The sequence below is a fragment of the Pseudomonas sp. FeN3W genome (assembly GCA_030263805.2).
Taxonomy (GTDB): domain Bacteria; phylum Pseudomonadota; class Gammaproteobacteria; order Pseudomonadales; family Pseudomonadaceae; genus Stutzerimonas; species Stutzerimonas stutzeri_G.
Window position 1 is genome coordinate 401,172 of the sequence record CP136011.1, and the last position, 20,345, is coordinate 421,516.

Consider the following 20,345-nt stretch of genomic DNA (forward strand, 5'->3'; position numbering starts at 1 on the left):
TGGGTTAGATGACACACAACCGGCATCAACAATGAATAAATATAGTCGAATAATACTTTAACTGGTCATTGCTGCATTTTCATCTGTAGCCGTTGCTGAGAACATTATCCGCCTAAAGGTGCCCATTTACCTAGTCGGGCAGAAATCACCAGAGCATCTGGTCAATAGATCCTGTATGAGCCTCAAAACGAACAACCCCTCGCTTTCGAGTGGAACTTATACGATCAATATTGCTGGCAATGAGAAAGTTGTTTATTGCGACATGGTTACTGATGGTGGCGGCTGGACGCTTGTGGGCAGGGGTGTACAGCAGCGCTTATTTGGATGGAACTCCACACGCGAAGCAATTAACCAGAATATAAGCCCGAGCGAATATTCACCAGAAACCTTTAAGCTATCTGATCTTGATATTAACTCAATCGAAAAAGCAGTTTTTAAATACAAATACCTTGAAGCGCTGAAGCTAGCGCACCCAAATATTAAAGACCCGCAAAGGTCTAAAGGCACAGATCCCTGTGCGCAACAGCACGCTTCCAGTATTGATGGCCAGTCACCATCAGTTCTTTTACGGGGAGTCTGTCGAATACGTGCTCAACAAGAAGGTTGATCAGGCTGAAAGATGTGATCCGATTAAGCTCCACTAGACTGCTGCCTCCTGACAGGGCTAGGTGCAACACCCTTGCTGGATTGTCTCCGGCTTCATCCAGTGTTCCACACCGATAGCGTGACCAACCGCCTAATGGAATTGCATCTATCATGGCAGCCTGCAAGTTGATCGGGATATCGACAGACCACATGGTGTCGAGAAGCTTGTCTGCATGAATGACCACTGCGGTCAACTCAAGCTCTTTCGTAACATGGCTATGACTGACGCGATGCCAATAAAGATCCATCAAATAGCAGGCAAAGGATGGATTAAATGACGAAAAAATCAGCGCAATTTTGAGATTGTAGGCAGGATCTGTCATCAGAAGATCCGCTATCTCTTCACCCTTGGCTAATTGATCCGCCACCAATTTTGTCATGGCATCATAATCATGCCCCTCTAGCAGAGTGCATAGCTTGTTATAGAGCAAGGCGGAGCGCAGGAGAGAGGGAGATAGGCTTGGCATAAGCTAAGGGGTGGCTCAACCACCCCTCCTCTTTTCGGTTACTGACTGTATTCCATGTCCGAGGCTCGCTTCGGATAGCCCTTTACAAAGGGCTCTGGAAGTTGAGAGAGCTTCAAGGCGCGCTCTCCCCTGCTGTTTAGCTCCAGAACATTGCCAATCGCCTTACCGAACGAGTGGATGGAAGACAGCAGCACAGTACCTGCATAGCCTGATTTACGCGTCTCAGCGGTTCTCATGGCGATTGGGCAGGCTAGATATCCATTTTGAAGCCCGAAGTTGACGTAAGGCGCGTGATGGAAGCGAGTATCAACAAATGCCTTGATTTGTTTCGAGAAACCACCCTTGACCATTTCTTTGGTGTATTTCTGGTTGGAAACCGGGCCGCAATTGACTCGCTGAACTGGAATGACCTCAACGTCATAGCCTTTAGCCTTCATCGTCTTCAGCCAGCCTGAGCCACCCTTTTCAACAAAGGTCGACCAGACACTGTCCGCCGTTGGAATTTCCCCTTTGGTGTAATCGAACTGGTGGTTCAACTTACGCACCGAATCTACAATCACAACCTCTTTCTCACCATTGCGCTGAACTGGCCGAAGAATGACGCCACCATACATACCAGAAACAGTGTTACCACTGATCATGTCAACGACGCGCTTACGGGTGCCGAGTTCATCGGACATGTTCAATCTCTCCAGAAGATGATATTGAACGTCTACGCCAATAAACCATTGCTTACTTGCGCTGTTGTAGAGCGAATGCGCCAAGGCGTCGCGCTCAGCAGAAAATTCGAGCGTTGACATGCCCATGATGGTGTCTGCATCAGGATTTTTCAGGGTGGCTTCCTTGAACGCCTGGTTCATTGCGATCAGCTTGACACGCATTTCCTCAGCCTCTGCGGTCACGGCGAGCTTGCTATTAATTTCCAGAAAGCCGATTCCCGCTCTCGGTTTGGGTGCGTCGTCTACATCTCGCAGAATCGACAGCCAATTGGCCTTATAGTGATTCTTAGCCTTGTCGACCACCTGAACCTGCTCAGCCAAGAACACACCACCACTCATCGTAACGGGGCCATTGTCGGGCGCACAGAAGCATGGATTCCGTGCTTTACGGTGGGTTTCAGCAAGCGAGGCGACCTCAGGAATACTGATGTCTGTTTTCTTTTTGGCCTCTTCAATGAAGCGCTCAGGAATTGAGAGCTCAAGGATGAAAGGATCGCCCGCCTGATCAACACCGCGAATAAAGCTGGTTGATGCGGTTGCGCCGATAACATACTCGCGTGGATAGCCAACGAAACCGGTCGTCTTGCCCGCTTCAAGCCCTTTAATGCTGCCGATAGTGATCATTGGAATTGCGTACCTCTCGTCAATTTGCGCGTATCATATAGAAATGGTTTGTCAATTTCAACCCATACCATAGCTGGATTCATGGCGTGGCTTGTCCTGCTTGAAGCTATTTAACATCTTGCCCCAAAGCCCAGGCTCCTTTGCTTCAATAGCCAGAGGCTCTGGTGATCTGAACGTCGTGAGTCCCTTTGCTACCTCAGTGCGGTGCTCATAGGTTTTGCCAATATCCTTGGTGAGTCGGCCTTTCATCATGTCGCCAAGCCCGGCTGCGTTTTCAACAGCAAAACGGCTAGAGAGCTTCCACGTGCAGGTCATTCGTCCTGGGATGGTAGTTGAGTTTGGCGCGACATCTCTAAGCAGGCTCATTTCTTCGGCATTTAGCCCGGTAGTCACCAGCATCAGCCGAGCTTCTATACCTGTTTGTTTATTGTTGGCTCGTCCAGCGAGACGCGTCTCAAAACTTGACTGTTCAACGACCTTTAAAAGTTCTTCAATACGCACGCTTTGTACGTTCTTCTTCATGTCTTTGGCGAAAAAGTTATCTGCAACTGCCATGACGATACTCCCTGGCAAAGTATATATCCCCACTTTGACAAAGAATCAAAAGAACGATCAATAAGCATATTTTAGATTAATGGTTATACTCTCGATATATAACTAAAACTAAATTAAATGGTAGCGATGAAACTAAAAAGGCCATGCTTGAGCATGGCCTTTTGATTAAATCCCTACGATTAGTCTTCAGACTTCTTCGTTTGGATTGTTTTCATCAGCTCATCAATTGTCTTGCTGATTACGTCCTTTTTAATTCTTTCAGGCTGTGGTTCTCCAGGGTACTGAATCCTCTCATCAATGATCTTCATGCCCCTCTGAGCTTCTTTTCTTGCTAGCTCTTCATCACCGCCATGCTCGACCTCAAGTCTGTACAGTTGCTCAACAGGCGTTGCTTCTGCTTGCGCTTTTGGCGAGAAGCTATCCGGGTGATCATTGATTTGCTGTTGAATATTGGCATTAATAATATCAGTCAGCGAGTTGAAGATAGTTTTAGCTTCATCTCTAATCGTTGCGTCGGTTTCGAAGTGCTCCCTCATAAACGGCATACCAGAATCAAGCTGTTCATCGAGATCTGAATCAGAACTTGATTCGTTGATATCGCTCAGCAACTGTTCTGCCCGATCTTCAGTTGTGCTGCGCGCCGAACCACTGGTTTTCGCCCTGGAATTTCCACCTTTTTCCAGGCTTGGCCCAGGGACTTTTTGATCAGACTTATTACCGCCAAGCAGTGATGAGACAAACTCGTCGTCAGTCAATTGCTCTTTATATTCCATCATCCCAAATGAAAGCCTGGCTGCATTATTCATGTCTTCATCGCGATCCTGGCACAGCTCAAATCCGTTAAACAATGCCTTGAGTCCGCTGTCGAGCTCAAGGTGACCAAGCCTGGATTCATCTGCGCCGCCACGCTCAAACAGGCCATCAATGATCGATTTTGATTCACTAATTTTGTCAACGAGCGTTCTGTTTGGGCGATTGACCATCAGCATTCTATTGATTCGGTACTCAGCCGATGTCCTTGGGTCTGCGAAGAACAGATCACAGCGAACAATGAGGTCAGCGAACATAACATGCCCTTGTCCGGGCTTTTGATTCACCAGGTCGCGAATGTTATTGCGCTTGCGTTTCTCGACTCGCGTTTGAAGGTTGTCGGCATAGCCAGAAAATATCTCTCCCTTAACTTCATGGCCAGCTGTTACAACCGTATCGGCCTCACCTCCGCGCTCCATTGCAAGTTGCAAAGTTTCACCGGCATCTTCAAGTTTCATGAACACCTTGACGTTAGTGTTTGCAATTACCGACTTTGCTTCGTCTTCTCCGCCCTTTTTAAAGCTTGGCAAGTCCTGACCTGCGAAAATTACAGCTACACCAAGGCTTCTGGCCTGCGCTGCGACCACGCTGAAACCTTTAACACTATAGTATCCGTACTCATCTAATATAAGTAGGAAGGGTACGTTTGAGTTTGTTGGCTTGGCGTCCATAACCTCTTCATGGGAGCCCTCGACTTTTTCACCAAGTGCTGGGGCAAGAGCGCTTCGCACACCTGCTACAACAAGCTTTCCTAGACCGGACAATGCATCAGGATCTTTTTCGAGAGCTGGTAGCATTACGAACAGAATACGACGGTTATATACCAAGTCTTTATAGTCAATTTCACCCAGTTCTGCGCCGAAAATATGACTATAGGTTGAGGACAACTCAGACATAACTTCAGTTAGCTGCATGGTTAGATAACCATGTTGCTCATAACATTTGGGGCTTAGTGAGCCAGACAATGCATCTTCTTCGGTGTAGCCTGGAAGGTCTAGCAGGTATTTACGCAACTGATTCATTGCGGGTTCTGGTATGTCGTCACGCTGTGTAAGTTCAAGCACGCGATCTAGTGGCAAAAACTCACGAATCTTGCCAATGTCCAGGTTGATATCACCACGGTCACGCATAAAACAGAGAACATGCAAAACAGCACCGAGCAGAGAAGATGCTCGACCTTTCCACATATCGTCTCCACCTGAATCGCGCATTAGAGATACAATCAAGGATCTCAGTTGCTCAGACGGCCCATAGGCGAATGGGTTTGTGGTATTTGACAATCTGCTGCCATCATTGGCCGCATTTGGATTCTTGGAGCCTGTCAGATAGTTAATGAGGAGAAGGTCGTCCTCGCGCCCCAATCTTCTGACCATCGAGAACACAAGACCGAATACTGTTGTATCGCCCTTACCGTCGACATACATAACTCCCGAACCCAGTAAGAGGGCTTGGTAAAACAGGCTGAGCAGAAATCTTGTTTTGCCACTACCTGTAGAACCGAATACAAGCATGTGAGTTCTGGCATCATCGTTATTAATCCAAACCGCTTCGCGAGTAACAACGTCGTTACCCACGAGAATAATGCCGTCACCTTGCGCTTTCTTGCGCTGTTTTTCATCCTTATGGCTCATGGATGGATCAAGATCGGTTGGATCCATTGGGCGACGAAGTGGATAACTTCGTCTGTTTGACCTGGCTATGAACCAAAAGATAACGGCAAATAGTAGGAGAAAGTCTGAAACTGTCGCGTAACCAAGAAATGGTGTGATGACAGCCGATAGGGCAAGCATTGCAGTAATAGCCCCACCACCAAACTGCATCGCATCCTTGAACCGCATGCCCATAGGCCTGACTTCTCGTTCTAGGAGCGATGGATCGAGATCGGCGTTTTTAGTAACTCCGTGAACCATATCAAGCCCTTCTTATTTTTATTGTAATAGCTTTGTCAATAATACCACTATTTAATCGATGTGGGGCTTAACCCCACATATCATCTTGATCTTTACTCGCCAATTTAGAAGACAAGCCAAGAGCCATACGAAGCGCCTCAATTGCCTCTGTAACTTCAGCATGTGGAACAGCCATCTTTGCTTCCTTTTCAAGAAGCCAGTGCGCAAAGGTGCCTGCCGACTCCGTAAACGCCACCTTCTTTCCGACGCAATTGAGCGCGTACCATAGGGTTCTATTGCGACCTTTCAACCACCGGAACGAAGATGGTGGCAGGGTCGAGCCTTCACGGGCAGCCTCAAGCAAGGTCATTAGCCCCGTAGCTGTGAAAGCATGCCTCGACATCCTGTCATCAGCCATGACGTGACGCAGCACGGACTTAAGATCTGATGAGGAGGCCATTTTTCTTACGTCAATTTCCTTAATACGATATGCACTTCCTTGTTCGACAAGTTTTTGATCAACAAACTGCGTTAGTTTTTCAACCAGCATCTTGTGGGATGGGAAATCGGCGAGATACTTGACTGAAGGCTTGCCGAGCTCATTGATTTTCACTGCCTTGTTTGCCTTGGGGTCTTTTCCAAAGACCTTTTTATTCAACCTGTCTATAAGAATCTGCTTCATATAGTTGGTGAGTATAGGCATTACCTCGTTACGCCTAATGAGAATCTTATTCCTGAATAAATCGAACAGCTTCTTTTCGTCATCATCAAGCTTGTTATAGCCTCTATAGAGCCCACCAACCTGTTTTTCGAAAGATTTGCGACACAGCTCGTTGTCGAATTTTTTTGCTCCATCCCAGATAGGACGCTTAAGGCTTTTATCTTTCTCGGCCTCCTTCATCAGACCAAGAGGCGGAATGCATTGACCAAATTGGCGTTCAGTCATAGCCATGGAATATTCATAACTAGAGGGGTCATCCGGATAGAAATCCAGGGGAGTTTCCTCAGGATGAACATTTAGGAAGCTTTTGTTCCCCGGAAACGCATTTGACATCTTAAGCATCAAGGTTTCCATGTTGTATTTTATGGAAACATTATCGGCGCTCATGAATATTTTTGCGCCGGACGCGGCTATAACTAAACCCGGCAACCAGTTGAAGAACCTTAGATAGATATTATCAAAGCCCCCAATTATTTTGGCGTTCAAATCTTCTGGCTCTGCCTCCAGAAGAAAGGCAAGGCCTCCATTAAAATCCCACCCTGTGAATCGCTGGATGAAATCAGGTACGGCATAGGATGCAATTCCGAGTTCGGCAATGCGTAGCCATCTCCATCCTGTAGCATATATCCAGAAAAGCTCGCTGAATGCCCAGAATACGAGTATAAAAATTACAACGATGAGGAAGACCCACATCTCCATGTTGTTATCTGCCCCGCCACCCCCTTTTGGTTGTGCCATTTCTTATCTCTCTTCAGTCATTTTTTGTAATAAGGCCAGAGGATCCTCGAACACTTCGATGTCTTCTGGCTCGTTGAAAGTAGGCGCAAGCACCTCGGGATTATCAGTAGCAACAATTGATTCAGGAGTCAGTGACGAAGGCTGATGCACCCGCCCCTCATCAAATGATTCGCTGGAATTGACAACATCTTTTGCTTCATACGTGCGCGTCTTTCGTTTGGGTGCTGATTTTTTGGATGTGACGAGGGCACGTTCAATAACGGGCTTCTCTTGTGCGCCAACCAAACGAGCAACATCAGGGTTTCTTGCTTTGAAATAAGCCTCAGGCCCACTTTCGTGCTTTTCAATAACTCGAAAGCCCACAAGCGCCATCTGAAGTAGCGCTTGTTGTCTTCGAGTGTCCCCTTCTATCGCCTCCAGGAAATCCAGCAAGTCCGCATGAGCCGGTTCATCGAGGTAGAAGTTAAGGACTTTTCTTACGCGCATCAGCCCTTTTTCCCCATTACGAGTTCAGCATACTTCAGCATGCCATCAGCATTCGCATAGACAGGGTCATCCATAATCTTTTGATTTTTGAACCAGTCCTGGATATGGCTTTCAAGAAACTTTGTCGTGCCGCCGACAAAAAACACGTTATCAATATCACCGGCCTCTTTGAGGCGGCGCTTGATATTCGAACGCAACCCATTCACAGTCGAAAGTATGCTGGCTTCAACAAGACCTGCAACATCATGCGTCTGCCCATAGACCTTCATTCGACGCGTCATGATGGCTTGCTCCACCTGCTCGTCACTCAGATCCAGTCCATCAAATTCGTCTGAGAGCCTTTCCCTTGCCCCATTGATGATCGAGATCATTCCAATTTCCTCGGTTCCGCTTCGATCTCCATCAAGTTCCCAGTTCTTTACAACCGCAATGTCGAGGGTGCGGCCACCGATGTCGACAATTGCGGTGCGCTCCATCAAGCGCTCACGCTCGACAAATACTTTGCCTTCTTCATTGCGCTGAAGAATATAGGAGATCCATGCAGCAATACCTTCTGACAGAACATCATGCTTCATGATCTGGGCAGGCTTGTATCCATCAAGCCCCTGCACATCACGCTTCAAAAGATTTTCTTTCTTAGCGCTGATGATCTGAGCATTCGGCTTGCCCTTGAGGTAATAGCGCTTAAGAGGGAGCCCTGTGACGACATTGATCATATTTCGATCATCAAGGCCAGCCATCCGCAAAGCATGAGCCACGATAACTCTATTCTGAGCGCTTACCGGATAGCCGTCGTAGGCTGTATCATCGGCATTGTCAATATCGCCTAGTGAAAATGGGCCTTCGGCAGTGTTATAGCTGTATACACTGTTCTTGGAGCCATTGATTGAAATTTTGTTCACGATGCCGCTTGCCGCTCGTGACGCAATTGTCAGTTGAAGGCCGGTCGAAAATTTCGCTTTAAGCTCTCGGTGGCCATCATCAATTCCTGCAAAAATTATTTTCTCGTCGCTCATGCTAAATAGCCCTTTCGTCAATAGACCTAATATAGATTAATAAAACCAACCCCTCAACCCCTATTCTGTAAAATTGATATTGACAGATCATTGCGTGATCGAAGCGGCCTGGTGTAAAATTGCGCCATCAAAATCAGTTATAAATGGCACAATCATGCAAATCTCTACGATCAGGCAGAAGGCCTATGCCACGCCACAGGATCATCAGCAGGCGATTGATCTGCTTGGTGGTGCGATTGAGCCAATTATCGCTGAAATTAATGCTGACATAGCGCGCTGCCAGCAGGCAGTTGAGAAAGGGGATGTGATCGCGTTAGCCATGGCAACGGGGCTATCAGAAGAGGTCGTCATGGCCATGGGTCATCATGGCGCTGCATTTATTGGATCGCTCAGGATGTCCGTTCGAAAATCCATAACTGATCTTCCAACGAAAGCGTTCAAAACCGCCTCTATCAGCAACCCCCACCAGAAGCTTGAGCTCGTAGACGATTCTTTGATTAACGAGGAAATTGCCGCCTCAGCCCTGATCCATCGCGTACACGCAACGACGCAATCACATTCCCAGGCTCTCGCTACGCGGTTGAGCCGAATTTGGCCGAAGGCCTATATCACGGAAAATGACGTCCCCATTTCTGCGGCATTTATGGTTACCCACATTTTGCAGTCTTTAAGAGTCATTGATAGGCAATTTATGACCTCTCAGGCTCGCATTGATATCTTGAAGGGTGCTGCGTTTAAATGGCTGTCAGCACTAGGAAAGTCAGCTGAAACATCTAACCAATCATTGGCAAATAACGGCTGGCTGCCCAGGATTGATCATAAGGATATTGCATCCTGGAAGAACAACCTACTGAGATTTGAGGGTTCTCACAATACTTCAGCGCGTAACAATGATGTTAAATCTACAGAATCACAAAAGATATCAGATTATCAAGAGGCGCCCCGAGCTACATTCACTAAACACCATGTAAAGGCTGATACATTACTTTCATCCATGCACTTCGCGCCTGTGCAAAATGACTTTGCCGATAATGAACGCACAGAATCATCTTTTGGTTACGAAGAATTAGACTTGGGAACAATTCCAGCCATTACTACTATGGTTGCGAATAACTTGCTCAAGCGATATGAGAAAATAGTCTCTGAGTCGCTTCCCCCATTGCTCCTGGAGCAGAATTCGTTCGCCGAGCCCGTTCTAAGTCACATCCAGGAGGTCGTTCGACATCTAGAAGACCCCAAGGTCTTGAATACAGTCGGCATTGTGAATAAAGAGGCGGCTAAAAGAAATAAAGCTCCATTGTCTGATGGGCATGTCAAGCGCATGATTGCGGCTCAGCAGATGATGCATGCAATTCTTGCTGATAAAACGATACCGAGCCAAATTAAGCCTTTCCTGGTTAAGTTTCAAATACCTTGGACACGCTATATTCTTTCGCATCCTGATTCTCTAGCTTCCATAAATGATCCTTTCAAAAATCTACTATGGCGCGTATGCGTTATCAGCAGAAGATCAAGTGAGCCTTTGATGGATGGCACTAAGGAAATTCTGCTTGATGCTTTGGCATTATTTGACCGGGCCACAAGCATTAATAGTGCAGTGATTGAAAAGGCCGCAGGGCTAATCAACGACAAATGGTCGAGCATCTCTAGACGCTCAAAACTTGTTTTAGATAGAGCAAAGATGGCCTGGCAGGGTGAGGCCACAGTAGAACAGGTAAAAGATGAGATACGCTCTACCTTACGTACTTCTTTGGAGGCAAAATTTATATCTGCTCAGTTCGGTTTGGTTATCGATAAATGCATTGTGCCTTCACTGGTGGTGCTAAGACTGAAACAACACCTCTCAGAGCAAGATAAAAGCAATTACAGTCAAGCTCAATCCACTCTTTCTGCATTTATTGACTATAGAACGGGGGGTGCGAGGCTCACTGCCTCTCAACAGAACGATCTTTATGAGAAATGCGAAAGGCTTATTCTTGATTGTGTGGGTGACGCTTCTGCGCTTATAGAAGATAGGCAGGCTGCTTTTAAAGAAATAGCCGCCACCAGTGGCGAATCGGCGATAGGCACAGCCTCTGCGCCCTCCCCTGGTATTTCTGTTGCTCAGCTGTTGCCTATTAAAACTGATGAAGTGTTAAGTCAACACCATAATGCACCCACTGAGTACATAGAGAAAGCAAGGAAGCTAAACGTTGGCGCATGGCTGCACTTTCAAACAGCGGAAAAGGAATGGCGTGGCAGGCTTGCAGCCCGAATCGAGTTTAAAAACACCGTAGTGATTGCTGACCGCAATGGCATGAAAATTGATGAAGTCTCTCATGAGCAGTTGGCTGAATATTTGTACTCAAAAACCATTACGGTCGTAGATGACCTGGCCTCTTTTTCAAAAGCATTGGAATCAATAGTTGTTTCTGTGAGAAAGGCTAAATTACCAAGCTGACGGGTGTCACAGCCCTTCCCTTTTGACCCTGTATGGTAAAATGTCACAGTGTGCTGTTCGGTATGCGCACTCCGCGCAACCGATACAAAAGTCAAAAGGCCCGACTTTACGAATCCCAATTGCCCCCTTTTCGATTCTAATTGAATCTGACATGGAAAAGACCTTTACCTGATAACCAAAAAGGTTTTTCCTTTTAAGCTCTGAGTCTATCCACCCTCTTTCACGAAGTTGCCTTGAAATCCACTCTGGTTTTGCCCATAGAGGTTTGCTGTTATGTAAAAAACCTGTCAGCCCAAGAATCGCCCGCATCCGTAATGATATTTCGATCAGCGTAAACTCCCTCATGCCTTCGCTTGCCATTTTTTCAATGACATAATCAAGCGCATGGTCAGGTGATTTAAAAGTAGACTTTTTTGACTTCTGCTCACCAAGAGCAACGTCGATCATTTCCTGCGCAGCAGGGATTTGGCTTAGTTTTGCCAGAGCCTTCAGCGGTGCGGCTATCTCCTCGTCACGCTGCGAACTCCCTGCGGTTGCTTCCTGATAAACCTCATCGACTACAGCGACATTGTCGAAGGCCCATATATGTAAATCATTTCTGAGCTCATTAAGCTCGCTAATGGATAAGCCCTTACGTGATAAGAACTCGTCAAGATCCTGGCTGCCCATATTTTGAGTTTGGATATGGAGCATTCGACTACCAAGAATTGCATCCACCCCTTTTGTGTTCGACACAATTTTAATGCCGAAGAAGTTCATTACTTCTGTCTTCTTGCGTGCGTTCGTAACAATCTTCGTCGCGGAGGCTTTTTTGTAACTAATTTTAAGAACTTGAACCATTTCCGAGAATTTCTCTTTCCCGCTCGAACCTCCTGTTGTTCCAATGGATTCTAGATCATCTATCACCACCAGCCCTCTTGCCTCATCCATGAGACGCATCATTGTGGATGCACTACTTTGCCCTATCATCAATGCATTGCAAGATACTTCAGTCATTGCAGCACCCAGCTCACTTTTTCCCGTACCAGGTTTACCGTGAAGCAATATCAACGGAACAGCGTCGAATATGGGTTGCAGGTAAGAAGTGATGGCCGTAAAAGTCAAAAGCCAATAATCAGACTCTTCAGGCAGCCAGACTCTGCTCCTCAGGTGCTTATAGACATTGATGGCTAGAACACTTAACGGCTTAGCAACGTAACTACGGGCTAGATATTCCTGAATACTCGACCATGACCAGGTCGAATGGGCAGAAGCCGTAGGCTTTTTCTGCAATAGCGTTCCGTCACCAAGCCTGTAGATTCCAGACAGTTTTCCACTCTCATCAAGCGATTCCTCAATTGTCTGCAAGGTTCTGTCTGACCGCACAACAGCGATATCAACACGCTCAGCCTCCCTAACAGCTCCATCGTATGATTTGACAACTGTGCGCAAAAGCGTCTGGATCGGATAATAAAGACAGCCTCGGTGGTAAGCAGATCCCAGGTTTACAGGTGCATAGCTTTCCCGTTTGACCTGTGTGCTGATTATTGGCTTACCGCTCTTGTGGGATAGCCACTTCAGTACACACTTTTCAAACTCATCCGTTTCGGAAAAACCTACGTCTTGCAGATGATCACGCATTGTCTGAATGGCGTCTGAAAACGCCTTTTCATTTTCGACCACTGAGATCAACCCTTCCTCATCCAAATCATTAGCCGTGCAGAAAGCCTCCAGGGCCATGATGGCTGTAGGCGCAAGGGCTGGGCCAAAGACGTCAATGATTTCAGACTTTGTCATTAATTCGCTCTCACAATCGAACCTGATAAAAATCTACGCAACTCATTGTTTTTAAAGGTTTATTTGATACTCAAGCATAGATCAAGACACTAAAAGTTGATGCCTGATTCTACAGATTTCAATCAAGCAACTCCAACCTGAAATTAACTTGATTTTGAAGTTCTTCAACTTAAGCAGCGCAAAATGGTGATTCACGCAACAGAGTCATCAAGTAAAGACATACATGATCCATACTTGATTTGGATTAAACGTATATAAATCAATGACTTACATCGCCTTTGATCATGTCCAGCCGAATTACGCAGACAAAGTAAACCCATACTGTATATATGTACAGGCAGGTATCCTCCATAGGTGACACGAACAAAGGATGCCACCGTCTTCATTGGGACAGCTTTTCTTTCAGTAACATTCCATCACCCTACTCATTTTAAATAACCACCACCCTTCTCCAATTAGTGAATGCCAACATATGACTTCGGGCCAGATAGTTGTCTTGAAAAAAATCGAAGCTTTCATCATGACCGAAACCTTCAATGTTTCTCGGCAAGACAGGCGCCTAAACAAACTCTTTGAAGGTAAATTCCTCATCTTTTCTCGCACTTGTGGAAGCAAGCGCACCAAAAGACGACCAGCTCAGACATTCTTCTTTATGAGGAATTTTTCCAAAAGCTTAGAAGAGATCAAGAATTTATCTAACTTGATCCACTCCCCATATGCACCCACACCCTGTTTTAAAAGAGCAACCCCCTGTACGCCCTGCTGTATTCAAGTGATCAAACGTTGGTGCTACTAACCCTCGTCCAGGTCTGCATTATTGAATGCTTAAACATCAAATCCATTTTTCTTATTTGTTGGCCTATTCCAGCAGACATGACACGTTTCCATGGAAACGCATTAATATGAAGCGTGTTTGCTGAAGCTTCCATGACATCTAGAATGACGCTGGCTTATGAGCGCCCTCAGGGATAGGCATTCTTGAAGAATTAGAATTGACCCAAGAGTGCTGATTGCGTGACTGGGATGTTTATCAAGCAGTTCCATGGAAACACGCTAGATTTACAGTCCGAGAGATCCTGGTTACCGATAATACACCTACGTTAACCAGACACCCCCTAGCACATGTTTCAATGGATGCTTTCAGTCACCTTAGGCATGGCGGCACTCCCGAGATGGTGCATCACTTACTCAATGCCGCCGTCGTCCTTCCATTAGGGTGTTTCCATGGAAACACGTGAACCTTGTGTGCGGAAACCGGTTTGCCTAGCCTCATGTTAAAATCTTACGCTCACCTTAGCTTCCAGCTGTTTCCATGGAAACATGCGCGACCTCCTGAATCGAGTCCTGGCTTGGCATGTACATTGCCCCTCGTGCTACGGTCATAGCATCGAGCTCGTGTTTCCATGGAAACACGGAATGAGCAAACATTTGCTACAAAGCGGCGCGCCAGAAACACAACCCGCCGCACGCCTATAGGTGATGTGATGAGGCTGTTTCCATGGAAACATGTCAATCATGCTTGGCTTGACATGTCCTGCTTCAACGTGAGCATCAATCCCGCTCACGTTATGCAGCGCAGCAGATACCATGTTTCCATGGGAACACTTAGCATTTTCCTCAAAGCGGCATCACATTTAGTTTCGTGACCCAGATGCGGTCGCCATCATCCCTATTGCGTCTCCATGGAGCTTTTATGGATGCGATTCTGCATAATGCCAGGCAAAGCAAGTCCAGTTCGACTATGGAAGCCGACATCTTTCCATGATTGAGACTCAGGTGTTTCCATGGAAACACTACAAGACACCTTCACACGAAGCGTCTTGCTTCCATCACTGCATGAGCCTCTCATGCGACGCCCAACCATGACATAAGTCCGCTCCCATGGAAACACGGCTTAGTGGCTGAAGCCGCAACCCTTTCTGGAGATGAAGGGCATTTGGCTGTTTCCATGGAAACAAGGCTGGCGACCGTCACATGATGTGTCATGCTCCAATCACGTCATCAGCCTCTCATCCGCCCCAGTCATGACTTAGACACGCTGGCTGGCAACACGGCTTAGCTGGCTGAGGCAGCAACCTCTTTTGGAGATGTAAATGCTTGGTCGTTTCCATGGAAACACTAAAAGCGTCCTGAACACGATTTGTCTAGTATCAATCGCGACATCAACTACTCATGCATCACATGCCAGACATTTATCGAATCCCCATGGAAACGCAGCTTAGCGGTTTAGGGTCGACGCTCAGTCCGTTGATTAAGTTCAATAATCTATTTCCATGGAAACAACCCAGAACATAATAATGCATGCGATGTCAGCACTTTACCTATTGATATTATTTGAAAACGGATGTCGAGTTAGGCTTGGTCGCAGGCTGCTATAATCAAACAATCAAGTGTCACCCGAACTAGGCGCAGCATTGATAATTATCGCGCGTTTCCATGGAAACAATTGAAAAGACTGCTGGTAACAAACAATATCAAAACGCCTTAATGCATAGATGTATTCATATGGAAACTGTTGTACTAGCCTGGGTCTATGCAGCCTTGATTAACAGATCTTTTCTTTCCTAAGAGATTGGCAAAAATAATTGTCTCCATGGAAACACTAGAAACTTCTTAATTGGAAAGTTACGGGAATTAGACATTCAAGGTTCATATTTTCATTAAGTATAGAGAATGCATTAATCCCCAGGCTCACTGGTTTTGTTTTTGATCCCGTGTTTCACTGGAAACACAAGTTCACTCCCTTCGAATTAATATGAGCAATGCAACCACTGAGTTTGCGATTTCATACAGTTTCCATGGAAACGTTAGCAATACCTGTCGTAAACCCGAGATGCATGCATCGGTGCTGAGTAAACACTATAAGCTCTCAGAATATATGCTCACTGGCTGATGTTTCCATGGAAATTTGGTTTTGATGGCATGACTCGTTGGATATTGAAATAAGCTGTCTGCGCGATTTCATTAGTAATGTGTGAGGGGGAGGGGATGGGGAGAGGGTCAGACAGGGGATGCATCGCCCCTTTAAAGCACTAGAGCCACATGTTTCCATGGGATAACTTTGACATTGTGACTGTTCATGGTCTACATTTCTGACTCTTGGTATCGCTCAGAAGGATCTTAATGTGAACGCTTCTCAATTCAAAAAGAAATTCGGAAAGCCAGTGGTAACACTGGATAAATGTCCAGTTCTAGCTATAGGCAATCATAAAGGGGGCGTAGGAAAATCATGGGTCAGCTGCTGGTTTGCAGCAGTTGCGGCCTATGCTGGCTTTAGGGTGCTGCTGGTTGACCTCTGTCCACAGCGCAACGCTACGGATAGACTTGTTGACTCAAGAGAGCATTTCGACAAAAAGTACCTGGATGTTCTTGATCTAATTATTGACCCGGTGGTCAATGTTCCTGATGTGATCGTTGGGAGCAAAATTGAGAATCTGTTCCTCATCCCCTCTGCTCGTGACATTGATGATCGCTTCAATGCCGTGGCCTTCACTCGCTTTTCCACACCTGTTCTGAGTTTAAAAAAGAAACTCGACCCCTATCGCCAGCACGTTGATCTCATCATCATCGATACTGCGCCTAATCTTGGCCTACTTAATAAAACGGCCTTTGGGGCTGCCAGCCACTACATGTATGTGCACGATGGAAGCAGGGACTCAGACTCCGGTGTAATGGGCACCGAAGAGGCATTAAACGCCACCATAAAAGATGTAAATGCAGAACTTCGCTGCCTTGGCGTTTTGTGGAACAACATCCACACTCAAAGCAAGACCATGAAAATTGCGGAACAGACAAATGAAATCATTGATTTGTTTTATTTTCCAAAGGTTATTCCTGCGAGACAGAACGCAAAAAACTCCACCTGGGATGAGCCCGACGAGGCATTCCATTTGAGAAATATTTTTACATCAGATACAAGACTAAAAGATATAGAAGATGCTGTTTATGAAAATGCCTTACATGCTTTTGTAAGCATGGGTCTTTTGATTGATAAGTCTCAAAATAAAGCGGAAGGAAAAGTAAAAAAATTGGATGGGGGTAATTTTAAATGACCGATCTAGTTGAAAAAGCGAGGAAGACCAGGGCTGCTTTTGATATGGGAAGCAAAGCCAAAAACGATACTTTCGCACCCCATCCTGGCGAAAAAGTTCTCAGTGTTTCACCGGATCTGGTGGATGCCAATCCATTCCAATATCGAAAGTCATTCGATGGTCTTGATGAGCTTGCAGAAGACATTAAAAAGAACGGTCAGCTTCAGCCATGCGTTGTTCGCCTTCGTGAGGGTCGCTATCAAATCGTGGCAGGCGAGCGCAGGCTAAGAGCTTGCAGGCTTGCACAGGTCGAGGTTTTGATCATCGTTCGTGAGTACACCGATGTTCAAGCCGCAATACTTTGCCAAGTTGAAAACCAAAGCAGGCAAGATACATCAGCCATCGAAGATTACTACGGAATCAAGATGTTGAAAGTCAATTTCAACATGGGCATTAACGAGATTCTCGAAGAGCGGAAGATATCTAGAACATCACTGTGGCGTATCAATGCATTTGATGATGTGCCCGAGAGCGTTCTTGAGTGTCTTCTCGAAAGTCCTTTACGAGCAATTTTTGTTACAAGAGATGCTCAGTTCATGGGGGATGTATTTAAGAATAATTTTGACCATACCGATGAGATGGCAGAAAAGCTAATTTCATTAATTGGCGACTTAAATATCAAGTTCAACTCACCGAGCGATAAAAACGTAAACAAGGCAAAGGAGGATATGTTCGTCTTTTTCAGCAAGTGGGTTCAGAATAAATATGCAAAGAAAGACGAAAAAACACAGAGCGTTTCTTATAAGGCGGAAAAGGAACCACTTGTTATTGATGGATGTTCTGTTGGCACCATTTTGGAGGGGACTAAAAAGTTAAGTCTCGAAATCAAAAAGGAGGATATGCCGCAGGATAAGTATCAGGAGTTTAAAACCCTGATCCTGGACTTTTTCGCCAACAACAAAGAAGTCCAGGAGTAAAGGGCTTATGCAGCTTTTTCAATATTGTCCGACATTAGTGCTGTAATACCTTCGTGACCTATATGCTGTACGGCCATCAGATAAAACTGATGGCTGTACTCATTGGTTGAGATAGCCATAAGTCGTTCGCGAAAATACTTGATCTTTCCGCATTGCCTGGCGAAATATCTTTTCGACTTTGCAAGCGCATGCTCAAGTCTTGCTTCCCACTCCAGATCTTCTTTTCCACTTAACTTTGCGAGATGCTTTTGCCGAACCATTGACGCCTGGTCTTTGAAGGCGTTCTCAAGCTTTCGGTAGCAGGCTGCGCGCTGCTGGAAGATGATCTGCTTTTCAATTTGATCCTCACCCTGGTGTGCTCTTAGCGCATCTTCTATTTTGAAGAAAAGAGTGGCATTAACTCTGGCAATTTGCTCTATCAGACGTGACTCAAAGAACCTTCGCTTCAATAACTTCAGATTGTATTCCAGATCCAAGTATTCTGATCTGATTTTATTGCGATTATATCGCTTCTCATCCATTTGCTGGGATACGTGCCACAAGTTACCGCCTGTCGGATTCTCACAGGCTACCAGGAGCGCGTTAATGTCGAGTTCAATCTGGCGAAGAGACTCTTCTTTTTCCTGTATTAGTCGCTTTACTCCTTTAAAGTCTAGGTTTTCTTGGCTCATGCTTTCCCACCGCACTGAATCTATTTGAAACTATCCTAATCTATAATTGATTTATTGACAAGTACAAAGTTGTTGTTTTTACTGAGGATCATGGCCAAACTTCATGCATGTCACGGAAAAGGGGCTCTGTCATGAATCTTGATATGACATTACTCGACGTAAAACAAGAAGATGGCTGCATTAAGATATTAAAAAAGCCGATGTTCGCTTACATCGATTACGAAACCATGCCCGGTAGGTGCCTTTTATATCTAGTGGACACCAGCGACTGCTGGGACTACGGATCGTTTGACGGAAGCAAGGCTAAGATTAAAAGGCAGGTGCCTCGCTCATACAACCCTGACAGGGTCGATGGGAAGCTTGTGCCTAATAATCCAATGATGAGAGGCAAATCGGGGGTTTATCAAACGGAAGCGAAAGAACTTTTTGCGATCAAATCTAGGGTTCCATTCTTCATTAACGACGTCGATAGTGAACAATGTAGAGTTCTAGGTTCTAAGGGCGACTGGATTGTTTCTGATGGAAACAAGAACAAGTTCTACTCAGACAATGAATTGAAAGACCAATTTGTTCTTGCAAAGCCATATGATCTGAAATTGGATTTGCGCAGACCCGGCTGGGAGAGAGATAGAAAGGGAATGCCGACAACGGACTTTAAGCTTCTTTCGTTCGGTCGTTAAAAATGGGGCCGGGGCCCCATTTTGATTTAAGCAAGCCTTACAGGCCAAAACCCTTAAGGGTCTTGATCGTAACAACTTTCTTGGCGGCGATTTGTACAATCTCACCGGTCTTGGGGTTGCGTCCTTGGCGAGCAGGCCGATCTTTGATTTTGGCGATGGCAATGCCAGGAACCGTCACGCGGCCAGTGGCCAGGAGCTCTTGGCCTAGCACGAGAGGCAGAGTATCAAGCACTTTCGTGATGTCCGTTTTGGAAGCGCCAGTGGTGTCAGCCAGTTTTTGAATCAGTTCTTTTTTGTTCAAAACCTTTCTCCTCAGAAAGTATAGTTGCATGCGCTTTTAAGAATACCCAAGCTTTCACGGGTTATCTTGTTTATTTGGCTTAGGGGGATACCCTTCGCCTTTTGATATGATGAAACAGTATCATAATCGGGGTGCAGGTCAAGCGCCAGCATGGTTGCATCCTGCTGTTTTTTGTCTAACTTATCAAACGCTGATGATACTGAATCAAGCATTGCATCCATCGAGGCACGATGCTCAGTATCAAAACATGAATACAGCGCTTCAATTTCATGATCACAATTCTGTATGTGCTGAAGTGCTTCAACGGACTCTCTGGATATCTTAAGTTTTTCAGATATCTCAGCAGGCGTCTTGATGCCTGACATTGCGTTGATTCTATATGCAATTTCCTGAGTTCTGGTTGGCATGGATACCATACTCATATTGGCCTGTATGTAGCGCTCTACGTAGACCCGGATCCAGGGCACCGCGTAAGTGCTAAACTTCAAGCCGCGAGATATATCAAACTTTTCGAGGGCTTTCAGCATGCCGAACGCAGCTTCTTGATACAGATCGTCCATCAGATTTTGGGCGTAACCATAACGCCCAATAATCTTCCTGAGCAAGAGGCTGTTGTCCTTCATAAAGACGTTCTTAGCCGTGCGATTGCCTTCTTGAGCAGCAATAAACGTTTCGAGACTTGATCGCGTACCAAATGCAGTCATTTTATCTCTCCCTGTTCTCCTACTATAGCACAAGCTTCTGTTTTGTCAAGCGTTTATTGTTTGCGAAAGGCTTGAATTGACATCGTATCCAAAAG

Annotated in this window: 16 protein-coding genes; 5 read left to right on the forward strand and 11 right to left on the reverse strand. The window is 45.8% G+C overall.

Annotated elements, in window-relative coordinates:
- Window positions 1-175: 175 nt before the first annotated feature.
- Window positions 176-607 carry a fibrinogen-like YCDxxxxGGGW domain-containing protein gene (locus P5704_025655; protein ID WOF82177.1) on the forward strand — a complete coding sequence of 144 codons (432 nt, stop codon included), beginning with the start codon at window positions 176-178 and terminating at the stop codon, window positions 605-607.
- On the opposite strand, the gene P5704_025660 is transcribed toward P5704_025655, so the two are convergent.
- The 7 genes from P5704_025660 to P5704_025690 form a co-directional block, all read right to left on the reverse strand.
- Window positions 498-1,025 (reverse strand): hypothetical protein, encoded by a 528-nt coding sequence (locus tag P5704_025660; protein ID WOF82232.1) that lies wholly within the window; start codon window positions 1,023-1,025, stop codon window positions 498-500. The two genes, P5704_025655 and P5704_025660, sit on opposite strands and share 110 nt — an antisense overlap.
- 125 nt (window positions 1,026-1,150) lie before the next feature.
- On the reverse strand, window positions 1,151-2,455 hold the full coding sequence (locus P5704_025665) for a hypothetical protein (GenBank protein ID WOF82178.1): 1,305 nt from the start codon (window positions 2,453-2,455) through the stop codon (window positions 1,151-1,153).
- A gap of 57 nt (window positions 2,456-2,512) precedes the next feature.
- A complete protein-coding gene (locus P5704_025670; GenBank protein WOF82179.1) occupies window positions 2,513-3,010 on the reverse strand; it encodes a hypothetical protein in 498 nt (165 codons plus the stop codon).
- Between the two features lie 179 nt (window positions 3,011-3,189).
- Window positions 3,190-5,658, reverse strand: coding sequence for a TraM recognition domain-containing protein (locus P5704_025675; GenBank protein WOF82180.1), 2,469 nt, complete (start codon window positions 5,656-5,658; stop codon window positions 3,190-3,192).
- A gap of 139 nt (window positions 5,659-5,797) precedes the next feature.
- Window positions 5,798-7,168 (reverse strand): IcmP (DotM), encoded by a 1,371-nt coding sequence (locus P5704_025680; GenBank protein ID WOF82181.1) that lies wholly within the window; start codon window positions 7,166-7,168, stop codon window positions 5,798-5,800.
- A 3-nt stretch (window positions 7,169-7,171) separates the two neighbouring features.
- Window positions 7,172-7,654 (reverse strand): hypothetical protein, encoded by a 483-nt coding sequence (locus tag P5704_025685; GenBank protein WOF82182.1) that lies wholly within the window; start codon window positions 7,652-7,654, stop codon window positions 7,172-7,174.
- A complete protein-coding gene (locus P5704_025690) occupies window positions 7,654-8,670 on the reverse strand; it encodes a ParM/StbA family protein (GenBank protein WOF82183.1) in 1,017 nt (338 codons plus the stop codon). The genes P5704_025685 and P5704_025690 overlap by 1 nt, the downstream gene beginning before the upstream one ends.
- 94 nt (window positions 8,671-8,764) lie before the next feature.
- Here P5704_025690 and P5704_025695 point away from each other — a divergent pair, with 94 nt between their 5' ends.
- Window positions 8,765-11,110 (forward strand): DUF1631 family protein, encoded by a 2,346-nt coding sequence (locus P5704_025695; protein ID WOF82184.1) that lies wholly within the window; start codon window positions 8,765-8,767, stop codon window positions 11,108-11,110.
- A 6-nt stretch (window positions 11,111-11,116) separates the two neighbouring features.
- Here the strand turns inward: P5704_025695 and P5704_025700 are convergent, their stop codons facing one another.
- Window positions 11,117-12,886 carry a hypothetical protein gene (locus P5704_025700; protein WOF82185.1) on the reverse strand — a complete coding sequence of 590 codons (1,770 nt, stop codon included), beginning with the start codon at window positions 12,884-12,886 and terminating at the stop codon, window positions 11,117-11,119.
- Between the two features lie 3,125 nt (window positions 12,887-16,011).
- Between P5704_025700 and P5704_025705 the strand changes: the two genes are divergently transcribed.
- Complete coding sequence (locus P5704_025705; GenBank protein ID WOF82186.1) at window positions 16,012-16,938, forward strand: AAA family ATPase; 927 nt, start codon at window positions 16,012-16,014, stop codon at window positions 16,936-16,938.
- On the forward strand, window positions 16,935-17,894 hold the full coding sequence (locus P5704_025710) for a ParB/RepB/Spo0J family partition protein (protein WOF82187.1): 960 nt from the start codon (window positions 16,935-16,937) through the stop codon (window positions 17,892-17,894). The genes P5704_025705 and P5704_025710 overlap by 4 nt, the downstream gene beginning before the upstream one ends.
- A 5-nt stretch (window positions 17,895-17,899) precedes the next feature.
- On the opposite strand, the gene P5704_025715 is transcribed toward P5704_025710, so the two are convergent.
- On the reverse strand, window positions 17,900-18,565 hold the full coding sequence (locus P5704_025715; GenBank protein ID WOF82188.1) for a hypothetical protein: 666 nt from the start codon (window positions 18,563-18,565) through the stop codon (window positions 17,900-17,902).
- Between the two features lie 131 nt (window positions 18,566-18,696).
- Here P5704_025715 and P5704_025720 point away from each other — a divergent pair, with 131 nt between their 5' ends.
- The gene (locus tag P5704_025720) at window positions 18,697-19,245 is read left to right on the forward strand and encodes a hypothetical protein (protein ID WOF82189.1); all 549 of its coding nucleotides are present in this window, start codon (window positions 18,697-18,699) and stop codon (window positions 19,243-19,245) included.
- 37 nt (window positions 19,246-19,282) lie between these two features.
- On the opposite strand, the gene P5704_025725 is transcribed toward P5704_025720, so the two are convergent.
- Complete coding sequence (locus tag P5704_025725) at window positions 19,283-19,546, reverse strand: HU family DNA-binding protein (protein ID WOF82190.1); 264 nt, start codon at window positions 19,544-19,546, stop codon at window positions 19,283-19,285.
- 11 nt (window positions 19,547-19,557) lie between these two features.
- Window positions 19,558-20,250, reverse strand: coding sequence for a sigma-70 family RNA polymerase sigma factor (locus tag P5704_025730; protein WOF82191.1), 693 nt, complete (start codon window positions 20,248-20,250; stop codon window positions 19,558-19,560).
- Between the last annotated feature and the right edge of the window lie 95 nt (window positions 20,251-20,345).

Coding starts and splice junctions, on each gene's coding strand:
- P5704_025655 (WOF82177.1), top strand. CDS start 176: ATGAGCCTCAAAACGAACAACCCCTCGCTTTCGAGTGGAACTTATACG.
- P5704_025670 (WOF82179.1), bottom strand. CDS start 3,010: ATGGCAGTTGCAGATAACTTTTTCGCCAAAGACATGAAGAAGAACGTA.
- P5704_025700 (WOF82185.1), bottom strand. CDS start 12,886: ATGACAAAGTCTGAAATCATTGACGTCTTTGGCCCAGCCCTTGCGCCT.
- P5704_025730 (WOF82191.1), bottom strand. CDS start 20,250: ATGACTGCATTTGGTACGCGATCAAGTCTCGAAACGTTTATTGCTGCT.
- P5704_025720 (WOF82189.1), top strand. CDS start 18,697: ATGAATCTTGATATGACATTACTCGACGTAAAACAAGAAGATGGCTGC.
- P5704_025675 (WOF82180.1), bottom strand. CDS start 5,658: ATGCGGTTCAAGGATGCGATGCAGTTTGGTGGTGGGGCTATTACTGCA.
- P5704_025710 (WOF82187.1), top strand. CDS start 16,935: ATGACCGATCTAGTTGAAAAAGCGAGGAAGACCAGGGCTGCTTTTGAT.
- P5704_025685 (WOF82182.1), bottom strand. CDS start 7,654: ATGCGCGTAAGAAAAGTCCTTAACTTCTACCTCGATGAACCGGCTCAT.
- P5704_025715 (WOF82188.1), bottom strand. CDS start 18,565: ATGAGCCAAGAAAACCTAGACTTTAAAGGAGTAAAGCGACTAATACAG.
- P5704_025665 (WOF82178.1), bottom strand. CDS start 2,455: ATGATCACTATCGGCAGCATTAAAGGGCTTGAAGCGGGCAAGACGACC.
- P5704_025680 (WOF82181.1), bottom strand. CDS start 7,168: ATGGCACAACCAAAAGGGGGTGGCGGGGCAGATAACAACATGGAGATG.
- P5704_025660 (WOF82232.1), bottom strand. CDS start 1,025: ATGACAAAATTGGTGGCGGATCAATTAGCCAAGGGTGAAGAGATAGCG.
- P5704_025690 (WOF82183.1), bottom strand. CDS start 8,670: ATGAGCGACGAGAAAATAATTTTTGCAGGAATTGATGATGGCCACCGA.